At 59.8% G+C, this 21224-nt stretch carries 21 protein-coding genes and 1 pseudogene; 7 read left to right on the top strand and 15 right to left on the bottom strand.

The genetic code is table 11. From position 1 onward, the window contains the following. Positions 1–42: 42 nt before the first annotated feature. Complete coding sequence (locus KGB25_RS26545; RefSeq protein WP_223437341.1) at positions 43–885, top strand: NAD-dependent protein deacetylase; 843 nt, start codon at positions 43–45, stop codon at positions 883–885. Positions 886–1240: 355 nt separating this feature from the next. Here KGB25_RS26545 and KGB25_RS26540 read toward each other — a convergent pair whose 3' ends face one another. From KGB25_RS26540 to KGB25_RS26520, 5 genes are all read right to left on the bottom strand, one after another. Beyond that, positions 1241–2566 (bottom strand): OprD family porin, encoded by a 1326-nt coding sequence (locus KGB25_RS26540; protein ID WP_223437339.1) that lies wholly within the window; start codon positions 2564–2566, stop codon positions 1241–1243. A 142-nt stretch (positions 2567–2708) separates the two neighbouring features. Beyond that, on the bottom strand, positions 2709–4058 hold the full coding sequence (locus KGB25_RS26535) for a gluconate:H+ symporter (protein ID WP_192227665.1): 1350 nt from the start codon (positions 4056–4058) through the stop codon (positions 2709–2711). Positions 4059–4317: 259 nt separating this feature from the next. Continuing rightward, positions 4318–5367 (bottom strand): NAD(P)H-dependent flavin oxidoreductase, encoded by a 1050-nt coding sequence (locus KGB25_RS26530; RefSeq protein WP_223437337.1) that lies wholly within the window; start codon positions 5365–5367, stop codon positions 4318–4320. Positions 5368–5430: 63 nt separating this feature from the next. Further along, on the bottom strand, positions 5431–5820 hold the full coding sequence (locus KGB25_RS26525; RefSeq protein WP_223437335.1) for a tautomerase family protein: 390 nt from the start codon (positions 5818–5820) through the stop codon (positions 5431–5433). Between the two features lie 121 nt (positions 5821–5941). Beyond that, complete coding sequence (locus tag KGB25_RS26520; RefSeq protein WP_008029395.1) at positions 5942–7459, bottom strand: CoA-acylating methylmalonate-semialdehyde dehydrogenase; 1518 nt, start codon at positions 7457–7459, stop codon at positions 5942–5944. Positions 7460–7985: 526 nt separating this feature from the next. Here KGB25_RS26520 and KGB25_RS26515 point away from each other — a divergent pair. Further along, entirely contained in the window at positions 7986–8345 is a 360-nt protein-coding gene (locus tag KGB25_RS26515) for a DUF6124 family protein (protein WP_223437333.1), read from the top strand. A gap of 142 nt (positions 8346–8487) precedes the next feature. Here the strand turns inward: KGB25_RS26515 and KGB25_RS26510 are convergent, their stop codons facing one another. Then, positions 8488–9159, bottom strand: coding sequence for an MOSC domain-containing protein (locus KGB25_RS26510; RefSeq protein WP_223437331.1), 672 nt, complete (start codon positions 9157–9159; stop codon positions 8488–8490). Positions 9160–9273: 114 nt separating this feature from the next. Here KGB25_RS26510 and KGB25_RS26505 point away from each other — a divergent pair, with 114 nt between their 5' ends. Further along, complete coding sequence (locus tag KGB25_RS26505; protein ID WP_223437329.1) at positions 9274–10158, top strand: LysR family transcriptional regulator; 885 nt, start codon at positions 9274–9276, stop codon at positions 10156–10158. Positions 10159–10303: 145 nt separating this feature from the next. Here KGB25_RS26505 and KGB25_RS26500 read toward each other — a convergent pair whose 3' ends face one another. From KGB25_RS26500 to KGB25_RS26485, 4 genes are all read right to left on the bottom strand, one after another. Then, the gene (locus KGB25_RS26500) at positions 10304–11233 is read right to left on the bottom strand and encodes an NAD(P)H-dependent flavin oxidoreductase (RefSeq protein WP_223437327.1); all 930 of its coding nucleotides are present in this window, start codon (positions 11231–11233) and stop codon (positions 10304–10306) included. 3 nt (positions 11234–11236) lie between these two features. Further along, positions 11237–11791, bottom strand: coding sequence for a cytochrome b (locus KGB25_RS26495; RefSeq protein ID WP_223437325.1), 555 nt, complete (start codon positions 11789–11791; stop codon positions 11237–11239). A gap of 82 nt (positions 11792–11873) precedes the next feature. Further along, positions 11874–13547: a cation acetate symporter gene (locus tag KGB25_RS26490; RefSeq protein WP_223437323.1), complete on the bottom strand. Its 1674-nt coding sequence runs from the start codon at positions 13545–13547 to the stop codon at positions 11874–11876. Then, on the bottom strand, positions 13544–13858 hold the full coding sequence (locus tag KGB25_RS26485) for a DUF485 domain-containing protein (RefSeq protein WP_207285897.1): 315 nt from the start codon (positions 13856–13858) through the stop codon (positions 13544–13546). Before KGB25_RS26485 ends, KGB25_RS26490 begins: the two co-directional genes overlap by 4 nt. Positions 13859–14129: 271 nt before the next feature. Between KGB25_RS26485 and KGB25_RS26480 the strand changes: the two genes are divergently transcribed. After that, on the top strand, positions 14130–15041 hold the full coding sequence (locus KGB25_RS26480) for a LysR family transcriptional regulator (RefSeq protein ID WP_008039754.1): 912 nt from the start codon (positions 14130–14132) through the stop codon (positions 15039–15041). Here KGB25_RS26480 and KGB25_RS26475 read toward each other — a convergent pair. The 3 genes and pseudogenes from KGB25_RS26475 to KGB25_RS26465 all read right to left on the bottom strand — a co-directional run bounded on the left by KGB25_RS26475 (position 14958) and on the right by KGB25_RS26465 (position 16889). Next, positions 14958–16205 carry an MFS transporter gene (locus KGB25_RS26475; protein ID WP_223437320.1) on the bottom strand — a complete coding sequence of 416 codons (1248 nt, stop codon included), beginning with the start codon at positions 16203–16205 and terminating at the stop codon, positions 14958–14960. The two genes, KGB25_RS26480 and KGB25_RS26475, sit on opposite strands and share 84 nt — an antisense overlap. Before the next feature lie 43 nt (positions 16206–16248). Continuing rightward, positions 16249–16425, bottom strand: a pseudogene (locus tag KGB25_RS26470) (YbfB/YjiJ family MFS transporter); the annotation flags it as partial. Between the two features lie 134 nt (positions 16426–16559). Then, positions 16560–16889 carry a DHCW motif cupin fold protein gene (locus tag KGB25_RS26465; RefSeq protein ID WP_008029418.1) on the bottom strand — a complete coding sequence of 110 codons (330 nt, stop codon included), beginning with the start codon at positions 16887–16889 and terminating at the stop codon, positions 16560–16562. Between the two features lie 191 nt (positions 16890–17080). Between KGB25_RS26465 and KGB25_RS26460 the strand changes: the two genes are divergently transcribed. Beyond that, the gene (locus tag KGB25_RS26460) at positions 17081–17395 is read left to right on the top strand and encodes an NIPSNAP family protein (RefSeq protein ID WP_223437318.1); all 315 of its coding nucleotides are present in this window, start codon (positions 17081–17083) and stop codon (positions 17393–17395) included. A 40-nt stretch (positions 17396–17435) separates the two neighbouring features. Here KGB25_RS26460 and KGB25_RS26455 read toward each other — a convergent pair whose 3' ends face one another. Further along, entirely contained in the window at positions 17436–18554 is a 1119-nt protein-coding gene (locus KGB25_RS26455; RefSeq protein WP_192229009.1) for a glycosyltransferase 61 family protein, read from the bottom strand. 71 nt (positions 18555–18625) lie between these two features. Beyond that, positions 18626–19780: a GNAT family N-acetyltransferase gene (locus KGB25_RS26450; protein ID WP_223437317.1), complete on the bottom strand. Its 1155-nt coding sequence runs from the start codon at positions 19778–19780 to the stop codon at positions 18626–18628. A gap of 339 nt (positions 19781–20119) precedes the next feature. Between KGB25_RS26450 and KGB25_RS26445 the strand changes: the two genes are divergently transcribed. Then, on the top strand, positions 20120–20419 hold the full coding sequence (locus tag KGB25_RS26445; RefSeq protein ID WP_223437315.1) for a hypothetical protein: 300 nt from the start codon (positions 20120–20122) through the stop codon (positions 20417–20419). A gap of 77 nt (positions 20420–20496) precedes the next feature. Next, positions 20497–21168, top strand: a complete 672-nt coding sequence (locus KGB25_RS26440) for a class I SAM-dependent methyltransferase (protein ID WP_223437313.1) — start codon at positions 20497–20499, stop codon at positions 21166–21168. The last annotated feature ends 56 nt before the right edge of the window (positions 21169–21224 follow it).

The raw sequence follows: 21224 nt of genomic DNA, 5'->3' as shown, positions 1-21224 counted from the left end.
ATGCTACCCTTCAAACACCCCAGCCCCATCGGAGTGTTGAACATGCTCGACAGCCGCACCCGCGAACAACTCGACCGGCTCCAGCAGTTCATGACCGACCAGCCGTTCGTGGTCCTGACCGGTGCCGGCATCAGCACCCCGTCGGGCATTCCGGACTACCGCGACCACCAGGGCGTGCGCCGTGGCCGGCAACCGATGATGTATCAGGAATTCCTCAGCGCCCCCGAATCCCGACGCCGCTACTGGGCGCGAGCGATGCTCGGCTGGCCGCGGGTGCGTCAGGCTCAGCCAAATGTGGCGCATGAAGCCCTCGCCAACCTGCAAAGCACCCGACAGATCAGCGGGTTGATCACCCAAAACGTCGACACCTTGCACGACCAGGCCGGCAGCCACGACGTGATCGAACTGCATGGCAGCCTGCACCGGGTGCTCTGCCTGGATTGCGGGCAGCGCAGTGAGCGGGATTCGATCCAGCAGTTGATGGAAACGCAGAACCCGTACCTGGCCGGCGTGGATGCGGTGCAGGCGCCGGACGGCGACACGCTGCTCGACGCGGCATTCGAAGCGCGGTTTCAAGTACCGCACTGCCCGCATTGCGCAGGTGAGCGAATGAAACCGGACGTGGTGTTTTTTGGCGAGAACGTGGCGCAGGTGACGGCAGCCAAGGCAATGACTGCGGTGGAAAAAGCGGCGGGATTGCTGGTGGTGGGGTCTTCGTTGATGGCGTATTCGGCGTTTCGGTTATGCCGGGCGGTGGCGGATCAGGGCAAGCCGCTGATAGCGATTAACCTGGGCAAGACGCGGGCGGATGACATCCTCGATCTGAAAATCGAGGCATCCTGCGAACAACTATTGCCGTTGCTGACCCAGCGCCTGACACCTTAGCAACAACGCATACCTTGCCGGCGATGGCGGCGTAACAGATACACCGCGTCGCCTGAATCGCCAGCAAGCCGGCTCCTACAAAGACCGTGCCCGCCTGGCACCTTAGCAACTGGCACAACGCATACCTTGTAGGAGCCGGCTTGCCGGCGATGACGTCCGCAAAAACAGCGCAAACCTCAAGGCCCAATCGCCGGCAAGCCGGCTCCTACAAAGACCGTGCTCGCCTGACACCTTAGCAACTGACAAAACGCAAACCCTGTAGGAGCCGGCTTGCTGGCGATGACGTCCGCAACAACACCACAAACCTCAAGGCCCAATCGCCGGCAAGCCGGCTCCTACAAAGACCCGTGGGCGATTACAGCAGCGACAAGGTGTAGTTGATGATAAAGCGATTCTGATCAACGTTACGCCCGGCATCGGTATTCGACTTGCCGTTGCGCACGCTGAAACCAAGCCCCTTGAGCGCCCCCGATTGCAGCACGTAGTCCAGGGTCATATCGCGCTCCCACTCGGACTGATCGCCCGCGTTGCGAACCTTGATGTCAGTCCCTTTCAGATACGCGATCGACGCTTTCAGGCCCGGCACGCCCAAAGGCGCGAAGTCATAGGAATATTGACCGAAGTTCGTCTGCTCGCCTGCGCGGGTAAAGCTCTGGATCATGCGGTCCGTCGGCAGGTAAACACTGCCACCACCCGCCCCTTTATCGACCAGGCTACCTTGGTTGGGCTGCACGAAGTTGCTGCCGTCACCCACCTGTTGATGCCCCAGCGACACCGAGTGGCCACCGTTCACATAGGTGATCATCGCCACCCAGGTGTTGTTGTCGATTTCACCGTTGTTGTCCTCGGTATAACCCGAGGTGCGGTAGCCTTGTGCGCGGCCGGCAGCGGAACTGTTGGCGCCCGTCGATGTGGTGTTGAAGTAACGCAGATCGGTGGTGAACGAGCTTTTGCTGTCGATCGGCAACACGTGGGTCAGACCGAAAAAGTTCTGGTTGTAGAAGTCTTCCATCTGCGCGAAGTAATACTGCGCCTTCAGTTCCTTGGTGATGTAGTAGTCACCGCCGGCGAAGTAGAACTTGTTGCTGTCCTGCGTGGCGCCCGGCACCGACAAACCGGTCCGGTCCGTCGAGGCGCGGCCGACCGCGTGTTCAAGCACGCCACTGGTCAGCATCAACCCATCGATGTCATTCGAGGTGACCTGCGCACCGGTGAACGACTGCGGCAATACGCGGGCATCGTTCGACAACAGGATCGGCAGTTTCGGCAGCAAGGTGCCGTAGCGGAACTCAGTTTTTGAGATGCGCATCTTCGCCGTGGGGCCAAAGCTGCTCCAGGAGTCGGCAGCACCGTCGCCGTCAGTCGGGATCATGCCGCTGCCCACGTGGCGACCCGCGCCGCTGTCCAGCGTCACACCGAGCAACGCTTGCGCATCCAGCCCGAAACCGACCGCGCCCTGGGTAAAACCGGACTCATAGCGCAGCACAAAACCCTGCGCGGCCTCCTCGGTTTTCGACGGGTCCGCCGTGCCATCGCGGTTATCGCTGTTGAAATACAACGTGCGCATCGACAGCGTGGCTTTGCTGTCCTCCAGAAAACCGTGCGCGGCAGTGTCGGCTGCCTGTGCGCACATCGAACCGGTGGCCAGCAAAAGTGCGGTGGGGATTGCTCGCTTGAACATACGGTGCTCCTGGGTCATTTTTTTATGTTTTTTTTTAGTTTTTGCCGACCGCTGTCCGCCACGGTCACTCAACCCCGGCGCGCACAATGCCGCGCTCGATGAGTGACCATGAGCCTTGAGGAAAGCGATCGGAGTGTTCGAGCTAGATGAGGTAAGAAAGACCCACGGTCAGCGCGAAGGCGACCAACGAAATAATGGTCTCCAGCACGGTCCAGGTCTTGAACGTCTGGGTAACGCTCATGTTGAAGTATTCCTTGATCAACCAGAAGCCGCCGTCGTTGACGTGGGAAAAGATCACCGACCCGGCGCCCGTCGCCAGCACCAGCAACTCCGGATGCGGATAACCCAGACCAATGGCCACCGGCGCGACAATGCCGGAGGCGGTGGTCATGGCCACGGTGGCGGAACCGGTGGCGATGCGCATCAACGCGGCGAACAGCCAGCCCATCAGCAGCGGCGACAGGTGAAATTCGTGGGCCAGGCTGACGATCTGGTCGGTGACCCCGGCGTCCACCAGAATCCGATTCAAACCGCCGCCGGCGCCGACCAGCAAGGTGATGCTGGCGGTCGGTGCCAGGCATTCGTTGGTGAACTTGAGGATCGATTCACGGTTGAAGCCCTGGGCGAGGCCGAGGGTCCAGAAGCTCAGCAAGGTCGCCAGCAACAGCGCGATCACCGAGTTGCCGATGAACAGCAAAAACTGGTTGAAGCCGCTGCCCGGCGTAGAGATCAGGTTGGCCCAGCCGCCGATCAGCATCAACAGCACCGGCAACAGAATGGTCGCCATGGTGATGCCGAAACCCGGCAGGCTGTCGCGCGGTTCACGCTCGAGGAACTGGCGTTCCAGCGGGTTTTCCGCCGGCAGTTGAATGCGCGGCACGATGAACTTGGCGTACAGCGGGCCGGCAATGATCGCCGTCGGAATGCCGATCAAAATCGCATACATCAGCGTCTGCCCGACCGACGCCTGATACACCTGCACCGCCAGCATCGCCGCCGGGTGCGGCGGCACCAGCGCATGCACCACCGACAGCCCGGCGACCATCGGCAAACCGACCATCAGGATCGACACGCCCACGCGGCGCGCCACGGTAAAGGCGATCGGCACCAGCAACACAAAACCGACTTCGAAGAACAGCGGCAGCCCGACCAGGAAGGCGATGCACACCATCGCCCAATGCGCGTTCTTCTCGCCAAAACGGTCGATCAAGGTGCGCGCCACCTGCTCGGCGCCACCGGACTCGGCCATCATCTTGCCGAGCATCGTGCCCAGCGCCACCACCAGCGCGATATGCCCCAGGGTCTTGCCGACACCGGCCTCGTAGGCACCAACCACGCCGGACGGCGGCATGCCGGCGAGCAATGCCAGGCCGATGGAGACCAGGGTGATGACGATGAAGGGATTAAGCCGGTAACGGGCGATCAGAACGATCAGCGCGATGATGGCGATGGCGGCATACACCAGCAGCCAATAGCCGAAGGACAGGGTCATGCGGTACTCCTCGAAAGGGTCACGTCGAATGGGTTGTGAAACTCATAAAACATTTCGAGAGGTGATTTTCAAACGAGGCGAAAGTAATTTTCGTAGAGGGATAAGGGTTGTCGTGTAGAGGTATGGGGGGTCGTGTTTTTTGAAACTGGGCCAGGCGGATTTTCATCGCGCCTGAGCCATTAATGTTGAAGTAGAGCTCGCGTTTGAATCGTTTTGCGCAGTCGGTGAAATGTCGGCTCGCCGCAGATGACCGATTGGCTCAGTCGTGCATTTCCGCAGCAAGCACATTCACCAGCGCAGCGGCCGGCATCTCACGAATCAGGGGCGCCCCCTGCCCCGCCCACTGCACGGCAAACTCCGTGTTTGCCTGGGCGGTGGCCGCGGCGTTGAGCGCTTTGTTGGCGTCATAGGCACGCGGATAGTCTGGCAGCGCCGTGCCAGCCTTCTCCAGGCAGGTGAAGTTGCGGTTGACCATGCCTCGGGCAGGACGCCCGGAGATGACGCTGGTGACGGCAGTCTGGTGCGCGCGCGGCCCCTTCAAGGCCTCGCGATAGGCGCTGTTGGCGGAGGATTCGGGGCAGAGGATAAACGCCGTTCCCAACTGCGCGGCACTGGCGCCCAACTGCATGACGGCCTTGATCCCCGCGCCGTCCATGATGCCGCCCGCCGCGATCACCGGCAGTTGGCAAGCAGCCGCCAGCACACGCACCAACGCAAACGTCCCCATCTGCGAGTCCTGTTTTGGATCGAATACCCCGCGATGTCCCCCGGCTTCATAACCTTGAGCGACCAGCGCATCCACCCCGGCGCGTTCCGCGCTCTGCGCTTCGGCCAGGTTGGTCACGGAACACAACAGGATGATGCCCGCAGCCTTGAGCGCATCGATGGCCGGTTGTGGTGGCAGCCCGAAATGGAAGCTGACCACCGCCGGCCGTTCTTCCAGCAGCATCTGCAGCATGTCAGGGTCTTCGACGAATGAGGTGTAGATCTCACGCAGCGCCGTCGGTGCAGCGGCCCCGAACTGCGCAAAGAACGGCGCCAGAAATGTCAGCCACTGCGTCTCGCGAGCGCTGTCGTGGACAGCAGGCTGGTGGCAAAAAACATTCACATTGAACGGTTTGTCTGTCAGCGCGGCCGTCTCGCGGATCATGTTCCGCGCCTGCTCGACGTCGCTCGCCCCGATGCCAATCGCGCCGAGGCCGCCGGCACTGGACACCGCTGCCGCCAGTCGGGGCGTGGAAATGCCTGCCATCGGCGATTGAAGGACAGGCAGTCGAATGTTCAAAAGAGACAGCAGCGGAGTAGACATGGCATCACCTGAAAGACAGTTGTACAGAGGTAAAAACGGACCCTTTGGCCCACGCGGCAAACCCTAAAGTTCACCGGTCAGAAATTGCGCCCTTCCACGGCCGAAGGACCAGTCCGCATCGGCGTTCTCCACCAGCGAAACAATCAGGTCGTCGGGTGACAGGCCACACTCGGCTTGCAGCCTCTCGGCCAGCAAGCGGTAGAACGCGGTTTTCTGCGCCTGTAGACGCGGTCGCGAAATCACCGTCAGCAACACCACATTGGCCGAACGTGTGTAACCCAATCCGGTGTCGTGCAGCACCAACTCCCCCGGACGGTGTTGCGTGACACTTTGGTAGCGATCACTGGCGGGCACTTCAAAGGCCTCGACCATCGCCTGATGGGTCACGTCCAGAAGGGCCTTGAGTTGTTGGTCATTGCGCCCCTGGATGATGTCGAACTTGAGCAGCGGCATAGCGGTTCACCTGTGCGAAAAAAACCGGGAGCGAGCGTTCGCTCCCCCTGGGAAAAACGATGCCGTGCAAGCCCGCGCCAACACGTCATCCACCCCAAACCTGTGGAGCAGAAAGCGGTGCTTACTTGGAGGTCGGCATGGCGAATTCCGCGCCCTTGGCGATGCTGTTCGGCCAGCGCTGCATGATCGACTTCTGCTTGGTGTAGAAGCGCACGCCCTCTTCGCCGTAGGCGTGTGTGTCACCGAACAGCGAGCGCTTCCAGCCACCAAAACCATGCCACGCCATCGGCACCGGAATCGGCACGTTGATGCCGACCATCCCCACTTGAATGCGACTGGCGAATTCACGTGCGATGTGACCGTCGCGGGTATAGCAAGCGGTGCCGTTGCCGAACTCGTGTGAGTTGACCAGATCGACCGCCTCGGCAAAGTCCTTCACGCGCATGCACGCCAATACCGGACCGAAAATTTCCTCTTTGTAGATTTTCATCTCGGGGGTGACATGGTCGAACACCGTGCCGCCGAGCCAGAACCCTTCGGCGCAATTCGCACCAGCCTGGGCGCCGTCAAAACCACGGCCGTCGACCAGCAGTTCTGCGCCCTCCTCAATGCCTTGTTCGATGTAGCCAGTGATGCGTTGCAGTGCGACTTGCGACACGATCGGGCCCATCTCGGCGGCCAGGTTCATGCCTTCGAGGACTTTGAGCGTGCGGGTGCGTTCCACCAGTTTCGGCATCACCTTATCGGCGACATCGCCGACAAACACCGCCACCGAGATCGCCATGCAACGCTCGCCGGCAGAGCCGAACGCCGCGCCGATCAGCGCGTCGACCACCTGATCGATGTCGGCATCGGGCATCACCACCATGTGATTCTTCGCGCCGCCCAATGCCTGGACACGCTTGCCGTGGCGGGCACCGGTTTCGTAGATGTAGTTGGCAATCGGCGTCGATCCGACAAAGCTCACGGCTTTGACGTCCGGGTGATCGATCAGCGCATCCACCGCTTCTTTATCGCCCTGCACCACGTTAAACACGCCATCCGGCAGCCCGGCTTCCTTGAACAATTCGGCGATCAGCAGCGAAGGCGACGGGTCGATGGGGCTCGGCTTGAGCACGAAGGTGTTGCCGCAGGCGATGGCCACCGGGAACATCCACATCGGCACCATCACCGGGAAGTTGAACGGGGTGATGCCGGCCACCACGCCCAGCGGCTGGCGCATGGTCCAGTTGTCGATGTTGGTGGAGACCTGTTCGGTGTAGTCACCCTTGAGCAGTTGCGGGATGCCGCAGGCGAACTCGACGACCTCGATACCGCGCGTTACTTCGCCCTGGGCGTCGGTGAAGACTTTGCCGTGCTCGGCGGTGATCATGCGCGCCAGTGTGTCGCGGTGTTCATTGAGCAACGCCAGGAACTTGAACAGGATACGGGCGCGACGCAGCGGCGGCAGCGCCGACCAGGCGGGAAACGCGGCCGCTGCCGACTTCACCGCCGCGTCGACTTCAGCGGCATTGGCGAGGGCCACTTTGCCGATGACGGAGCCAATGGCAGGGTTGGTGACGTTCTGTGTGCGGCCGGAAGTACCGTGCGTCACGCGGCCGTGAATGTAGTGTGCGATGTCTGCTGGCTGGTTGCTCATGGCGGGTGTCCCCTGGTGGTGGATAAGAGCCATCTCTTGTTGTTGTCGGGAGAGCGCCAGGCGGCCGGTGGCTCGCCTGCCAGGGTCAAAGTAGGCCAGCCGAAGGATCATGTAAAATGATGATTAATGATCTTATGGATCAGAAATGGTGAAGGTGTTTGAGGTGTTAAACAGCGTTGCTGAATGCTTGTTTAAGCGCGCTCGTGGTTACGAGATGAAAGCTACAAAACCTTGCGCCGTTGCCTACGGGTACGCCAGAATCCGCCGGCTTGTGCGCTTTGGGGGTGCCCGGTAACTTGATTCGTGCCACTGCTCATCAGTGGTCGGGTTTAGTCGCTCGTGGTAACCCAGTTGTGCGTGCATCTGTCATGCAGGTCATACATTGCCTGTACTTGATGGTGGCTGTACGTGGGGCGCCCTCGGGCGCGCCGGATTGCTGAGTTACCCGGTCGACTAACCTGCGTACAGCTGCCTCCCCTTTCGTTTAGTCGCAAGAGGGGTGGCACTCCATTAGGTAACTCAGCATATGATCAAGCCTTCACCGAACCCACCGGATACTGATCCGGCATCCCCATACGAACCCGACTCAAACAAACTCAACGAGGCCGCCGAGCGTGCCCTCGACTACCACTTCCCGTCGGCTGCCGACATCAAAGCCACGCCGCGCACACCCAGCACTTTGTTTACTGTGGACCCAGAACTTACGACCGAAACCCTGATGGTTTATCTGGTCGAGACGCTGGCCTCGGTCGACGTGATGGTCCATCACTTGGTGGACCTTCTGGACGGTGGGTCGCGCAATGCGCTGCTGGGCATTTCCAACAGCATCATGCTGGCGGAGATAACAGCGAACCGGGTGCTGGATCAGATTGATCCGCGAGACTGAACACCGCTAAGCGGGTAAACCATTGTAGGAGCGAGCCTGCTCGCGAAGAACGTTAACGATAACGCGTGAAGCTTGGAAATACGCGGTGTCTATGGGTTTTTCGCGAGCAGGCTCGCTCCTACACAAGTGTGTGTTTGCAGCTTCAGACCTGAAGCGATTTCTGCAGCCACTTCGCCCGCTCCGACAGTCGCCGCTTCCAGTCATCGGCCAACCCACGGCTTGCCGCCAGCGCCAGCAGATCGTCGATCACCGGCCGGTGCCACAACTGCACCTGCCAGAATTCATCGATGGAAAAACGCTCCGTTTGCCTTTCCAGCAGCTCGATCCTGTCGCCCGCTTCAATGAAGCCCGGTTGGAGCACCCGGTAATACCAACCGGTGATTCGCTCCTTGGCGACATGCATCGACATATGCTCGACGTCGAAACGATGATTGATTTTCCAGCACGGGCTGCGCGGTTGAGAGACCTGCAACACCGCACTGCCCATCTGGAATACGTCGCCGATGTGCACGTTGCGCTCCGAGAGTTCGAGCGCGGAAATGTTCTCCCCCAGGCTGCCCGGAAGCAGCTCATGGGCACAGTGCGCAAAGGCCTGCGCCAGGTGCTGATAATTTTCGGCCGCATAGTGATGAACAGCCTTTTCCGGACCGCCGTGAACCCTGGTGTCGCCATGCTGGTCACCGACAATCCCGTGAAGCTCGACGCGAACGGGGCCTGAACGGCGCTGTTTGAAGATGCCCGTACGCTGCCCTTCGGGCTTCAAGAGCCCCAGGCCGCCGGCGAAGACGTGATCAATTTTCGAAGTGAGTGTCATGGGTCGATCCGCATCTTTTACCGGGTTTCGGCCACTTTACTAACCACCGACAATGACCGTAAAGTGATCGTTAAATATGTCCATAATCACTTTTAATGATGGATGGTGACGATCATGGAAATGCGCCAACTGAAGATTTTCTGCGCGGTTGCCGAACTCGGCAGCTTCACCGCAGCCGCCGTCAACGTGAATACGGTGCAGTCCAACGTCACCATGCGGGTGAAGGAGCTGGAAGCCGAACTGAATCGGGAGCTGTTCATCCGCAAGAAATCCGGGGTGGTGCTCACGTCGGCGGGCGAGACCTTCCTCGGTTATGCGCGGCGCATCCTGCAGCTGACAGAAGAGAGTCGCAATGCGTTGACGGACACCGGCGTTCCGACCGGCCTGCTGCGGCTGGGCTCGATGGAAACCACGGCGGCCATTCGCTTGCCGCAGGTGCTGACGAAGTACCGCGAGCAATACCCCGAAGTGCAACTGTCGCTGCTGACCGGAACGACGGCCGAGCTGATCAAGGCGATTGAAGCCCATCGACTCGACGGCGCGTTTGTCGGCGGATTTCACCAGAATCCGGCGTTGGCGCAGGAAGAGGTTTTTCAGGAGGAACTGGTGCTGGTCAGTAGCAGTCACTTCGAGACACTGCCAGCGCTGATCGAGAAAATCCCCCAGCAAACCGTGCTGGTCTTTCGCACCGGATGCTTCTATCGCTCCACCCTGGAAAACTGGTTCTACCAGGTCGGGCTGGTGCCCAACCAGATCATGGAACTGGGCACCCTCGATGGCATCCTGTCATGCGTCGCGGCGGGCATGGGCGTGACCTTGTTGCCCAAGGCCATCGCAGAGAATTGCAGCGTGCGGCATGCGATTCGCTGCCACACGCTACCGGCCGAATTCGCCAAGGTTTCGACCGTTTTCATCCGCAGGAACGACTCGATGATCACCTCGGCGATGAGCGCGTTTATCGGTCTGGCGCAGGAGCAGATTGCTCGGCCGGCGGCTTAAAACACACAGACCGACACTGTAGTTGCGAGCGGGGCGGCGTTCCGGTTTGCCTGCGAAAGCGTCAGGACATTCACTATTGAAACTGAATGCACCACCGCCTTCGCGAGCAAGCTTCGCTCCTACAGGTTAATCGAGGAGAGGCTTACTACAAGCCAAGGGCAAGCTCCGCCACACGCTCTGCTGCGGGGACGACGCTGTAGATCTTGCCAACGCCCTGCCCCGCGTACAGCGACAGCTTCTTGGCCATGCGCGGTTTGTCGATTGCGCGGGCGCCACCGCCAATGAAACGCAGCAGGTTCCACTTGTCACGATTGGGAATCACCCGGTGCGGCGTGCCGTAGGTCCAGCCGAACGAATACCCGGTCCGGTACTCGGTGTCATCCGTCGTCGCCTCGACAATTTTTTGCTTGTAGAGCGGGTGCGCATTCGACTCGTCGGTGGCAATGAACGCAGTGCCCACCACCACCCCAGACGCGCCGAGCGACATCAGCGCGCGGACATCGTCACCGTTGGTGATGCCACCAGCCGCCAGCACCGGCCGCCCCTCGGCAACGCAAAGGATTGAAGTCAGCAACGGCATGATGCCTATCGTGCCTCGATTCAAATGACCGCCACTTTCACTGCCCTGCGCCACGATGATGTCAGCGCCTTGCGCGATCGCGATTCTCGCCAGCTCCACCGAGCCCGTTTGCACCATGACCACCAGCCCCGCGTCTTTGGCCCGGGGAATCATGTCGGCGGAATAGGCCTCGGCGTAAAACAAGGACAGCAGGCGCGGTTTTTCTTCGAGCACGACCTGGAATTGCGCTTCAAACACGTCAGGGCCGCCGAACTGCGGCACCAGGTTCACCCCAAAGGGTTTGTCGGTCAGCGCTCGGGTTTCCCGTATCCATCGGCGCAAGGCCAAGGGTGGCAGGCGCAAACCGCCCACCACGCCCAGGCCACCGGCGTTGGCGACGGCCGCAACGAGCGGCGGGCCGGAAATCGCCGCCATCCCGCCGAGAAAAATCGGGTATTTCACGCCACACAATTGAGTGATGGCGTTACCTGCAAAATCGAATCTGGCTTCGTTCATGGCTCACAGCTCCACATGTTTTCCAAGCATCCGCTTGAGCGTGTTGTTCTTCAGGAGAAAGTGATTCTTGAGCGCACCGAAGACATGCAAGGCCAGGCCGGCCAGGAACGCCGACGCCCCGATATCGAAGAGCACATCGACCACCTGTTTCAGCGCTGCATTGGTGGGCAACAGCGCCGGAATCGAAAAGCCTCCGGGCAACCCCACCCCCTCGCCGGCCGCCGCCCGCGAGGCCCACACCGCGACCGGCAGCAGCACCATCGCCAGGGCGAGCGCCACCGCAACGGAACGGCTGATGATCACTTCAATAGGATTGGGCGTGCCCACCGGCAGCGGGTGGTAAGCGGTGATCCTGGCCCAGAACCGATAGATCGATACGAGAAACAGGATCAGCCCCATGAGGTTTTGCAGGTGTACCAACGACATCCGCCCGGCCTCACTGGACGCCTGGCCGATCATCACCTGCAAGCCGAGGATGGCGAGCAGCGACAACGCCACGACCCAGTGCAGCACGACCGTGATGGGTGAAAACCTTAAGCCATTGTCTCGAAGTTGCATGGCTGACTCCTTTTGCAGAGAGCACAAATCAGGGTATGGAAATGACCGGCACACCTTCATCGCGATGAAGGTGTGCCGCGTCTCAGTGGCTGACCGCTTGCGATGCGCCAAGGCCCGTGCGGGCGCGAATGAGCTGATCATCGAAACGCTCGCGTTCAAGCGCTGCGCCGCGACTGCGATCAGTGACCGAGCCGAGCCAGGTAAACAGGAACGCCACGTTCATCGAGATGATGGCCGGGTAGTCGAAGGGGAAGATCGCGTCGGGATTGCCCAGCACTTTGACCCACACCGCCGGCGAGAGAATCACCAGGCTGACCGAGCTCACCAGCCCGGCGATGCCACCGATCAATGCCCCTCGTGTGGTCAGCCCTTTCCAATACATCGAGAGCACGAGGATCGGGAAGTTGACCGAGGCCGCCACGCCAAAGGTCAGCGCGACGAGGAAGGCGATGTTCTGGTCCTTGAACAAAATGCCCAGCACCACCGCAACGATGCCGATACCGACCGAGGCGATCTTCGACACACGCCGCTCGTCTTTCGCATCCGCACGGTTTTTGCGGAAGACCCGGACATAGAGGTCATGTGAAATCGCCGAGGTCCCCGCCATGGTGAGCCCCGAAACCACGGCCAGGATCGTGGCAAACGCGACGGCGGAGATGAAGCCCAATAGCAGGTCGCCGCCCACGGCTTTTGCCAGATGCATCACCGGCATGTTCCCGCCGCCGATGAGCTTTCCACCGACAATGCCGGACTCATAGAAGGCCGGGTCTTGCCCGACGATCACGATGGCTGCCAGCCCCAACACCGCAACGATCAGGTAGAAGAAGCCGATGAAACCTGTCGCGACGAATACCGATTTGCGCGCTTGCTTGGCGTCCGGCACGGTAAAAAAGCGCATGAGGATATGGGGCAATCCTGCGGTACCGAAGACCAGGCCAAGCGACAGCGAGATGAGTGCCAAGGGGTCGGCCACCAGCTTGCTGGGCAGCAGGATCCGCTCGCCATCGTGATGGGCGGCAACCGCTTTTTCGAACAGTAGCTCGAACGAAAAACCGAACTTGCTCAACGCCAACACGGCCAGCAGTGTCCCGCCCACCAGCAGCAAGCCTGCCTTGATGATCTGCACCCAGGTGGTGGCGACCATCCCGCCAAACGTGACGTAGATCGCCATCAACAGACCGACAGCGATCACCGCGTAGTTGTAGGGAAGACCAAACAGCAGCTGGATCAACTGCCCTGCTCCGACCATCTGCACCACCAGATAAAAACAGACCACGGTCAACGAACCGAACGCGGTCATGGTGCGGATCCGGTTTTGATCGAGCCGGAACGACGCGATGTCCGAGATGGTGATTCGCCCCAGATTGCGGATGCGCTCGGCGAACAGGAACAACAGCAACGGCCAGGCGACGAAGAAGCTGATCGAGTACAGCACGCCATCAAAACCGTTGAAGAAAATCATGCTGGTGACGCCCAGTAACGCCGCCGCCGACATGTAGTCCCCCGCCAGTGCCAAACCGTTCTGGAAACCGGTGATGCCGCCGCCGGCATTGTAGAAGTCGTCCATCGATTTGGTCTTGGAAGCGGCCCAATAAGTGATGCCCAGGGTCGTCAGCACGAAGACCAGAAACATCGCGATAGCGGTGATGTTCAGCGGCTGTTTTTCCACCGCCTGCAAGACGTCGGCGGCCGAGGCGCACGTGGTGACCGCGCCCAACAGAGAAGGCGCAATGAGGTAACGAAGAATGGGTTTCATACGAGGGCCCCCTCGCGAATTTCTGCTGTGAGGTCATCGAACTCGCCGTTGGCGCGCAGGATGTACAGGCCAGTAAACAACCAGGCCCCGACGATGAAGGCGACGCCCAGCGGCCAACCGATATTGATGATGCTGGTTGCGGAGAGTTTCTGCGCTAGAAGCTGGGGCGCGAACGCCGCGACGAGGATGAACGTGAAGTACGGGACAAGGGTGGCGGCAGTAAGACAAGCGACGAATCTTCGCTGCCGTGATACCAAATCCTGGTACCGGGGATGGTTGCGAATTCTGGCTGACTCGGATGCATGGTTCACGTTGACTCCGTGTAGCAGTGGACAGTTATTGTTGTTCCACAGCCTCAAATTCGAAGACTCGATTTGCCACTGGCTGCGGTGTATTTGCACCCTCAACCTATGCCCGGCCAAAGATCATGTAAAACGATCATTAATGATGCGTATGATCTTTTTTGATGAATTCAATCGCACCCTATGTCGGCCATTGCTTGCCTTTGCCGCACACCAAAACTAATCTGCTGAACGCTGTTTATTTGCGGTTGGTTATTGGTTTTAGAGATAGGTGAATTCGATGGATGTCACGGATCTGAAGGTGGTCGATGCGGTTGCGCGCCACGGCAGCATGAACAAGGCTGCGAGCGAGCTGAACACCGTGCAGTCCAACGTGTCCGCGAGGATTCGGTCGCTGGAGGACGAGCTCGGGGTGGCGCTGTTCCAACGCAGCGCCAGAGGGGTTCAGGTCACGCCGGCTGGGCGTCGGATCCTGCCGTTCGCCGCCCGCCTTTCCCGGCTCCTGTCCGATGCATCCTGCGCTGCGCGCGATGATGGGCATCCAAAAGGTGTCTTCGAGATCGGTACGCTCGAGACGACGCTGGCGCTGCGCCTTCCACGGCTGATCGCAAAATTTGCCAAGGCCTACCCGGAGGTTCGCCCGGTGATTCGCACCGGCACCACCTGCAGCCTGATCCAGGGCGTCATCGACTGTAAGCTCGAAGGGGCGTTTGTCGTGGGCCCGGTCAATCACCCGGAATTGCTCAGTGAGCAAGCCTTCCGCGAAGAGCTCGTGCTGGTCACATCCTGTGCCATTGACACGCTGGACGCGGTCGCCGCGGTCGACAATCTGAAGACGGTGGTCTTTCGAATCGGCTGCTCCTACCGCCAGCGCCTGGATTCCCTGCTGGCCAACCTGGGCATCCTGGCGCCTGAGCCACTGGAGTTTGGCTCGATTGAAGCGATTATTGCCTGTGTGTCGGCGGGCGTCGGGGTCACGCTGTTGCCCCGAGGTGTTGTGGCGAACGCTTTGCGCGAAGGGTTGGTCAACGTGCATGAGCTCGCACCAGACATCGCCGAGGTAGAGACGGTGTTCGTCAGGCGCCTTGATGGCTATTTTTCCAGCGCGTTATCCACTTTTCTGGACAGCGTTCGTCTGGACGGTGTCGCCCAGGTAGCGATTCCTGACCCAGCCGTTCATCAAGGCGCATAACACCAGCAATGCCGCCGTCACCAGGAACACATGATGCAAGCCGAGATGGGCGCCAATCTGGCCGCCAATCAAGGGACCTATCACCTGCCCTGAGAACTGCGCCGATTGCAGGTAACCGAGGATTTTGCCGGTGTTGTGCTCTTCGACCGAATGCCGGATCAGCTTGGCAATCGCGGGCAGGAGCCCGGCAATGGTCATGCCCATGACGCCGCGCAATACCGCCAGTTGCCACCATTGCGTGACGAACGCTTGGGGCACCATGACCACGGCCGTCAGCAACAGGCAACCGACAATCACGCTCCAGCCGCCCACCCGGTCGGCCAGCGCCCCCAGTCTGGCGGCGGTCAGGATACTGCCCAACGCGGAACAGGCCATGACCACGCCGGCTATCCGCGCCTGATGATCAACCGGTACGCCGAGATCGCCGATGTAGACGGTGATGATCGGCTCGATCGACATGTTGGCCAACAGCACCATCATCGCAGTCATGAGCAGTGCAGCGATGACCGGCCATTTCGAACCGCCCCCCTCAGGCCGGTTTTTCCTGTCCCGTTGTCTGGCGTCCGACGCTCGGTCGAAATCCTCACGAACGAACAGGATGGTGGTCATGGCGGCGACCGCAATCATTGCTCCACCGACGAAAAAAGTGCCGCGAATGCCGACAAGCTCAGGTAAAAAACCGCCAACCAGTGGCCCGATCAGGTTGCCGGACAAGGCCCCCGTGGACAAGACACCGAGTGCCCAACCCGCCCTTTCGCGCGGGACCTGCGACCCGATCATGACGATGGACGCCGATGCGTAGCCACCAATGAGCCCGGCGATGAGGCGCAGCGCAACCAGATCCGTAACGTCCCGGGCCAGCCCGATCAACGACATGACAATGGCCATCCCGATGGCCGCTCTGACCAGCATGGGTTTTCGGCCATAACGGTCAGCCAGGCGCCCCCACAACGGCGCGGTGATCGCCGTGCCGAAAAAAGTCGCGCCGAATGCCACGGCCGACCATTGCACCACGTCCGCCTGCGACGTCACGCCCAGTTGTTGAACGTACAACGGTAAAAAGGGCAACAACATGCTCAGGCTGACCAGTGTCGTGAACGAGCCGAACACACAAACGGTCAGGTTGCGGCGCCAATACATCACGTTTCTATCGGAGTAATTCACGGTGTCAAAGGCTCCGGGAATCGCTGGAGCTTTTCGCCGCCTTGGACGGATCAAACCAGTGGGCGCCGATAATCGCTGGAAGCAACGGCGTATATGCAAACCGCGCAAGGCCGATGCCGACCAGGCTTGCAGCAAAGCCTGCCACCGTTGCCCAGCCTGCGCTGGCTGGCCGCAACGCGGGCTGCGCATTGGCGATCGTTGTGTTCAACCTGTTCATCATCCGCCCTTCTCTACTTCAGACAGGGCAGACATTACGCGCGCGGGATATATCTCAAGAAGCGAATTAATCTGATCGGGTTATCTCCCATAGAGATACCCAGCGCTACGGCCAGTGGCGAAATTCAATCCGACGCCTTAATCCACAATGAACAATTTTGCGCCACTGGTGGTGAACGACCGATGCCCTTCAGCATTGTTGCCCACCTGATAACTCATGCCGGCCGTCAGCGTGAATTGTCGACCGTCCTCCAGTTCCGTGTGCAACTCGCCTTCCAGGCACAACAGGATATGACCTCTCCAGCACCAATGATCGGCGAGGTATCCGGGGCTGTATTCAACCATTCGCACACGCGTCGAACCAAACTGACAGGTTCGCCAATAGGCGTTTCCGGTCTGGCCGGCATGGGTGACAGGTTCGATCGTCGACCAGTCGGTCGTCCCGAACGGGATGGCGGTGAGATCCATTTTTACCTCATCGAATACGGTGGAGGCGCAAACGTAACAACCTCGCAATGTAGCCGATAGACACAGATGGCCCGCATTTACGGGATACAGGGTCCAGTGAAGACTCCCATGCAGCCAGGTGATCTGCGAAACTGCCGAATGGCTGAACAGCCTTTGAATGGTTTAACCCTCCCGTAGAAGAGAGCGAACACATGGTCACTTGTTACCTGAAGTACGTGCTGGACCCGTACCAGATCGGCGCATTCGAACACTACGCAAAGTTGTGGATTCCACTGGTGGAAAAATTCGGTGGCCAGCACCACGGCTATTTCCTGCCGTCCGAGGGCGCCAACAACATTGCGTTGGCGATGTTCACTTTTGCGAGCCTTGCCGAGTACGAGCGCTATCGGCAGGACTCCATGAAGGACGCGGACTGCATCGCGGCGTTCAAGTATGCCGAGGATAAAAAATTCATCCTCAGCTATGAGCGGAGTTTTTTCCGGCCGGTGTTTGGGGATCAGGCGTAAACCCGTTCGGAAAGTCTTTTGCCGGGGTTCCCTCAGGCCGTCATGACGGGAACAGATCCAGTGTGCGCTCGACCTCTTGAATGTCGATTTTGAAGCCGTCGCCCTCTGGCGTTCCGACCACGAAGCCGAAATTCTGCCTGTCGCGATCCGTCAGGAACTTGTAGTAGCTGACGAAACGGTTCGGTGGCTGCAGTGCCAGCAACGAACCGCCCGGCTGGAGCACATTGACGCCGTGCACCAGCTGACTGCCTTCGACCCCCACCACCGTCCGCGCCCCGGCACAGGTCGCCACGATGGTCGGCACATCGGTTTTCAAAGGATCGAGAACGCGGAACCCCCTGCTCTTGCGCAGGTGTTCGGCGACTTCGAGCTCATTGCGCAAAAAGCGCAAGTCACCGTCGCCACCGCGCAGAATGAACACGCCGGGGTGAGCCTCATGCTTGACGTGCGACAGCAGTTTTTCCCCCATGGCCCGGTAACGCAGATGCCTGTTTCGATTGTTGCTCAAGTCGTCGAACAGCACGAGCTCACGAAAAAACGCACTGTGCAGGCGCACCGGTTTCATGCCAAACCAGTCTTCGTAAGCGGGAGCCTGGGTAAACAACGGAAACCTGGCGGAGGGCGCGGTGGTCACCGGCACGCCTTCATCGCAGGCCAGGGAATAGGTCGGGCAGTCTTCCATCAACCACGTTCCAAACCAGGTATTGCCGTTTTGCGTGCAGTAGACGGCGGCGCGATCGATCTCGGTGTCCACGGTAATGCGCGGGAACATACTTGGCTTGAGCGACAGCCACAGACTGGCGTTGTCCTTGTAGAGCGCGCCATCGATCATCCAGACGTCCTTGAGCAAGTAGCCACGGGTCGGCCCTTGTTCTACGTCGCCCAGCCCCTGCATGGTGCGGGCGGGATGTTCGAAAGGATAAAAACGCTTCGCCTCCCACCCTGTCACGCGGTCCATTTGACCGGGCAGGTAGAACGCCGACGGAGAATGAGTCGTCTCGCCCGGCGCAATATCCCAACTTTTCAGCGCGATGCTTTTCAAGTTGATATCGGCTTTGCGTGCGAGTCTTTTTCTCGCCATGTTTTTGTAGGCGGCCAGGGTCCATTTTTTTTGATTGCCAGCGGTCGACGTGCTGATTGGCGAGAGATCGCTTTCCATGAAGAGTCCTCCCTGCGGGCAGGGTCAAAAGTCAGGTGCGAGCGCTGTCATTATTCAGTCCTGGAAATGGCTCAGCTGGATGGAATCCGTTCCATGACGGGTGGTGTCTGCAAATTGGCATAGCGACTGCGCAAGGTGTCGAGAAACTGTTCGCCCGAGCTCTTGGCGCAATACAGATAAATTTTGTGCAGCCCGCCAAACACCATTTCGTGATAACGGCTGGCGACTTCCTCATCGCTTGGCCCGTCCGGCAAGCCAAGGTGCAAGGTTATTTCCTTGCCTTCGACAGCAAACAGCGGCGTGTCCCAGAGGAATCTGGCTCTCCCGGTCTTGGGCAGCCGGACGAACATGTACGCGTGGTTTCCCAAGGAATCGATATCACCGCCGCGCCGTCTTTTCCATTTCAGCAGCCCATCATCCGGGCGGGCCACGCAAAGACCGATGTCGTAATAATCGAAGCCATTGTCGATAGCCCACTCAAGCGCCATGAAGGTGGTAATCGAGTTGACCTCACGCAGTTTTTTCGCATCTGAAAAAATTGCCTCGATGTATCCGAAACGCAGCGTGCTCCAGTAGCGCTTGCCGCCCCGAGTGACGACGCAACCCAGGTGGCAGGCAACCACCTCGTCTTCCAGCATGATCAGGTCGAGCCGGCCGACGGTCTTGGCAATTCTCAAGACTTCCTGAGAGGGAAACTGCGCAGCGTGGATGCCTTGCCGTGCTTCGGCATAAGGTCGAAGCATTTCCCTGTCGGCCTTTTCGATTTCGTCATCCAGCAGTGTCTGGACCATCCGGTAGCGCGGTCGGTTCTTGCGGATGTTTCGGCGCAACTCGCTATCGTATTTGGCGGTGATGTCTTCGATGGGACGCCCCAGCGGTACGACGGCACTCAGGTAGAGGGGCACATTCAAGGCCCCCGGGGACGGTGCTTCACTGACTACCACCACATGATTCGACGCAGCAGGTGCCGATTCGTCGTCGACCGTATCGGGCGGCCCCTGGGACTTCCCGCCGATGAGCAGCTTGGCCATTTCCCGCTGTTTTTTCCTGCCGATGTAGAGGAATTCGTAAGGACTGTCCTTCTGCAGCTTGAAGCGGGCAATCTCCCACTTCCAGAAACACGCACGCCCCAGGATGTCCCGCAGCCAGGTTGCCGCGTTCCTGACTTCATAACGTAATGAAGGAGAAATCAGTTTTCGGATAACGGCCGCCAGCTTCTCTTTCATTTCTTCGTCATCCTTTGAGCTATCTGTCGTGAAATCAGAGAAAGATCCGGGCGGGACTTGATACTTTCGCTTAACCATTGATATTTAAGACATATTTGATGGGATTACGCGTCCCCCATCAGTAACTATTAAAGATCAAGGCAGGGACTTTGCAAGCGGCGTATCGGCAGCGTAACCGTATATTTCATGACGCCAAAATTTCTACTCTTCTGGACAGGCACGGGTTCAAAAGTGCCCTCCCGGCAACTGCCCCCAAATGCGCCAAACCGGGCAAAGGGCAGGCGCAACAACGTCTAAACTGCAGGATACAAACACGCCTCTTTATACAGGGAACACGGGATGACCGGAAAAACCGCGCGCCCATGCGGGACATGGGTCTTGCCCGCCCTGCTCGCCATCAACCTGGCGCTGACAGCGGGCTGCGCACGCAACCCTGCCACGCCTCGCACTTGGGCCTCAAACGGAGGCTCACCTTGCTACGCCAAAGCGTTGCCCACTGTCGGCGAGGGTGGCCTGGCCTGGGGTTCCACCCTCGACATGGCCCGCCAGAAATCCATGGACAATTGCATTCGCTACGCCGGACGCTCCGGTGGCGCGCCGGACACCTGCCAGGTGGTGTTGGCAGAGTGCAGAAAATAATGCAGCGTCACTGACAGGGTCCCCTGCACGCGCACTTGCCCTATCCTTCTCTCCAACCCACAACTCCGGACATCGACATGCCCGCCCCCGAATCGACCCTTCTCGAAAGCTGGCAGCACAACGCCCAATCCTGGATCGACGCGATCCGCACCGGCGCCATCGAAAGCCGCCTCAAGGTCACCGACCAGGCGATCCTGCTGGCAGTGGCAAGCCGTCAGCCCGAACGTGTGCTCGACCTGGGCTGCGGCGAAGGCTGGCTGTTGCGGGCGCTGGCTGAACGGGCGATCAATGGGGTCGGTGTGGATGGCGATGCGACGCTGGTCGAGGCGGCGCGGGCGGCAGGTTCTTCGCCGGTGCATCTGGCGAACTATGAACAGTTGGCGCAAGCCAAAGTGGACATCGGCAGCGACTACGACCTGATCTGCGCCAACTTCGCCCTGCTGCACCAGGACATCATCCCCCTGCTCACCGCCATGAACGCCCTGCTCGCCCCCGGCGGCGCGCTGGTGATCCAGACGCTGCATCCGTGGAGCGCAGCGGCCGGCGACTATCAGGATGGCTGGCGGCAAGAAACGTTCACCGGGTTCAAGGGGCAATGGCAACCCATGCCGTGGTACTTCCGCACCTTGTCCAGCTGGCTCAATGCGCTGGACATGGCCGGCTTTCAACTGACGGGCCTGCAGGAGCCTCAGCATCCGCAGAGTCCTGTGCCACAGTCGTTGTTGTTGGTGGCTGAAGTGCGGCGGTGAGTTTGCTTGATGAATGTCGGCGGGGGGGTGTTTGGTTGAAGACTCACTAGCGTGAT

The organism is Pseudomonas sp. BF-RE-21 (assembly GCF_019947305.1).
Classification (GTDB): Bacteria; Pseudomonadota; Gammaproteobacteria; order Pseudomonadales; family Pseudomonadaceae; genus Aquipseudomonas; species Aquipseudomonas migulae.
This window is presented reverse-complemented; position numbering and strand designations above follow the sequence as displayed.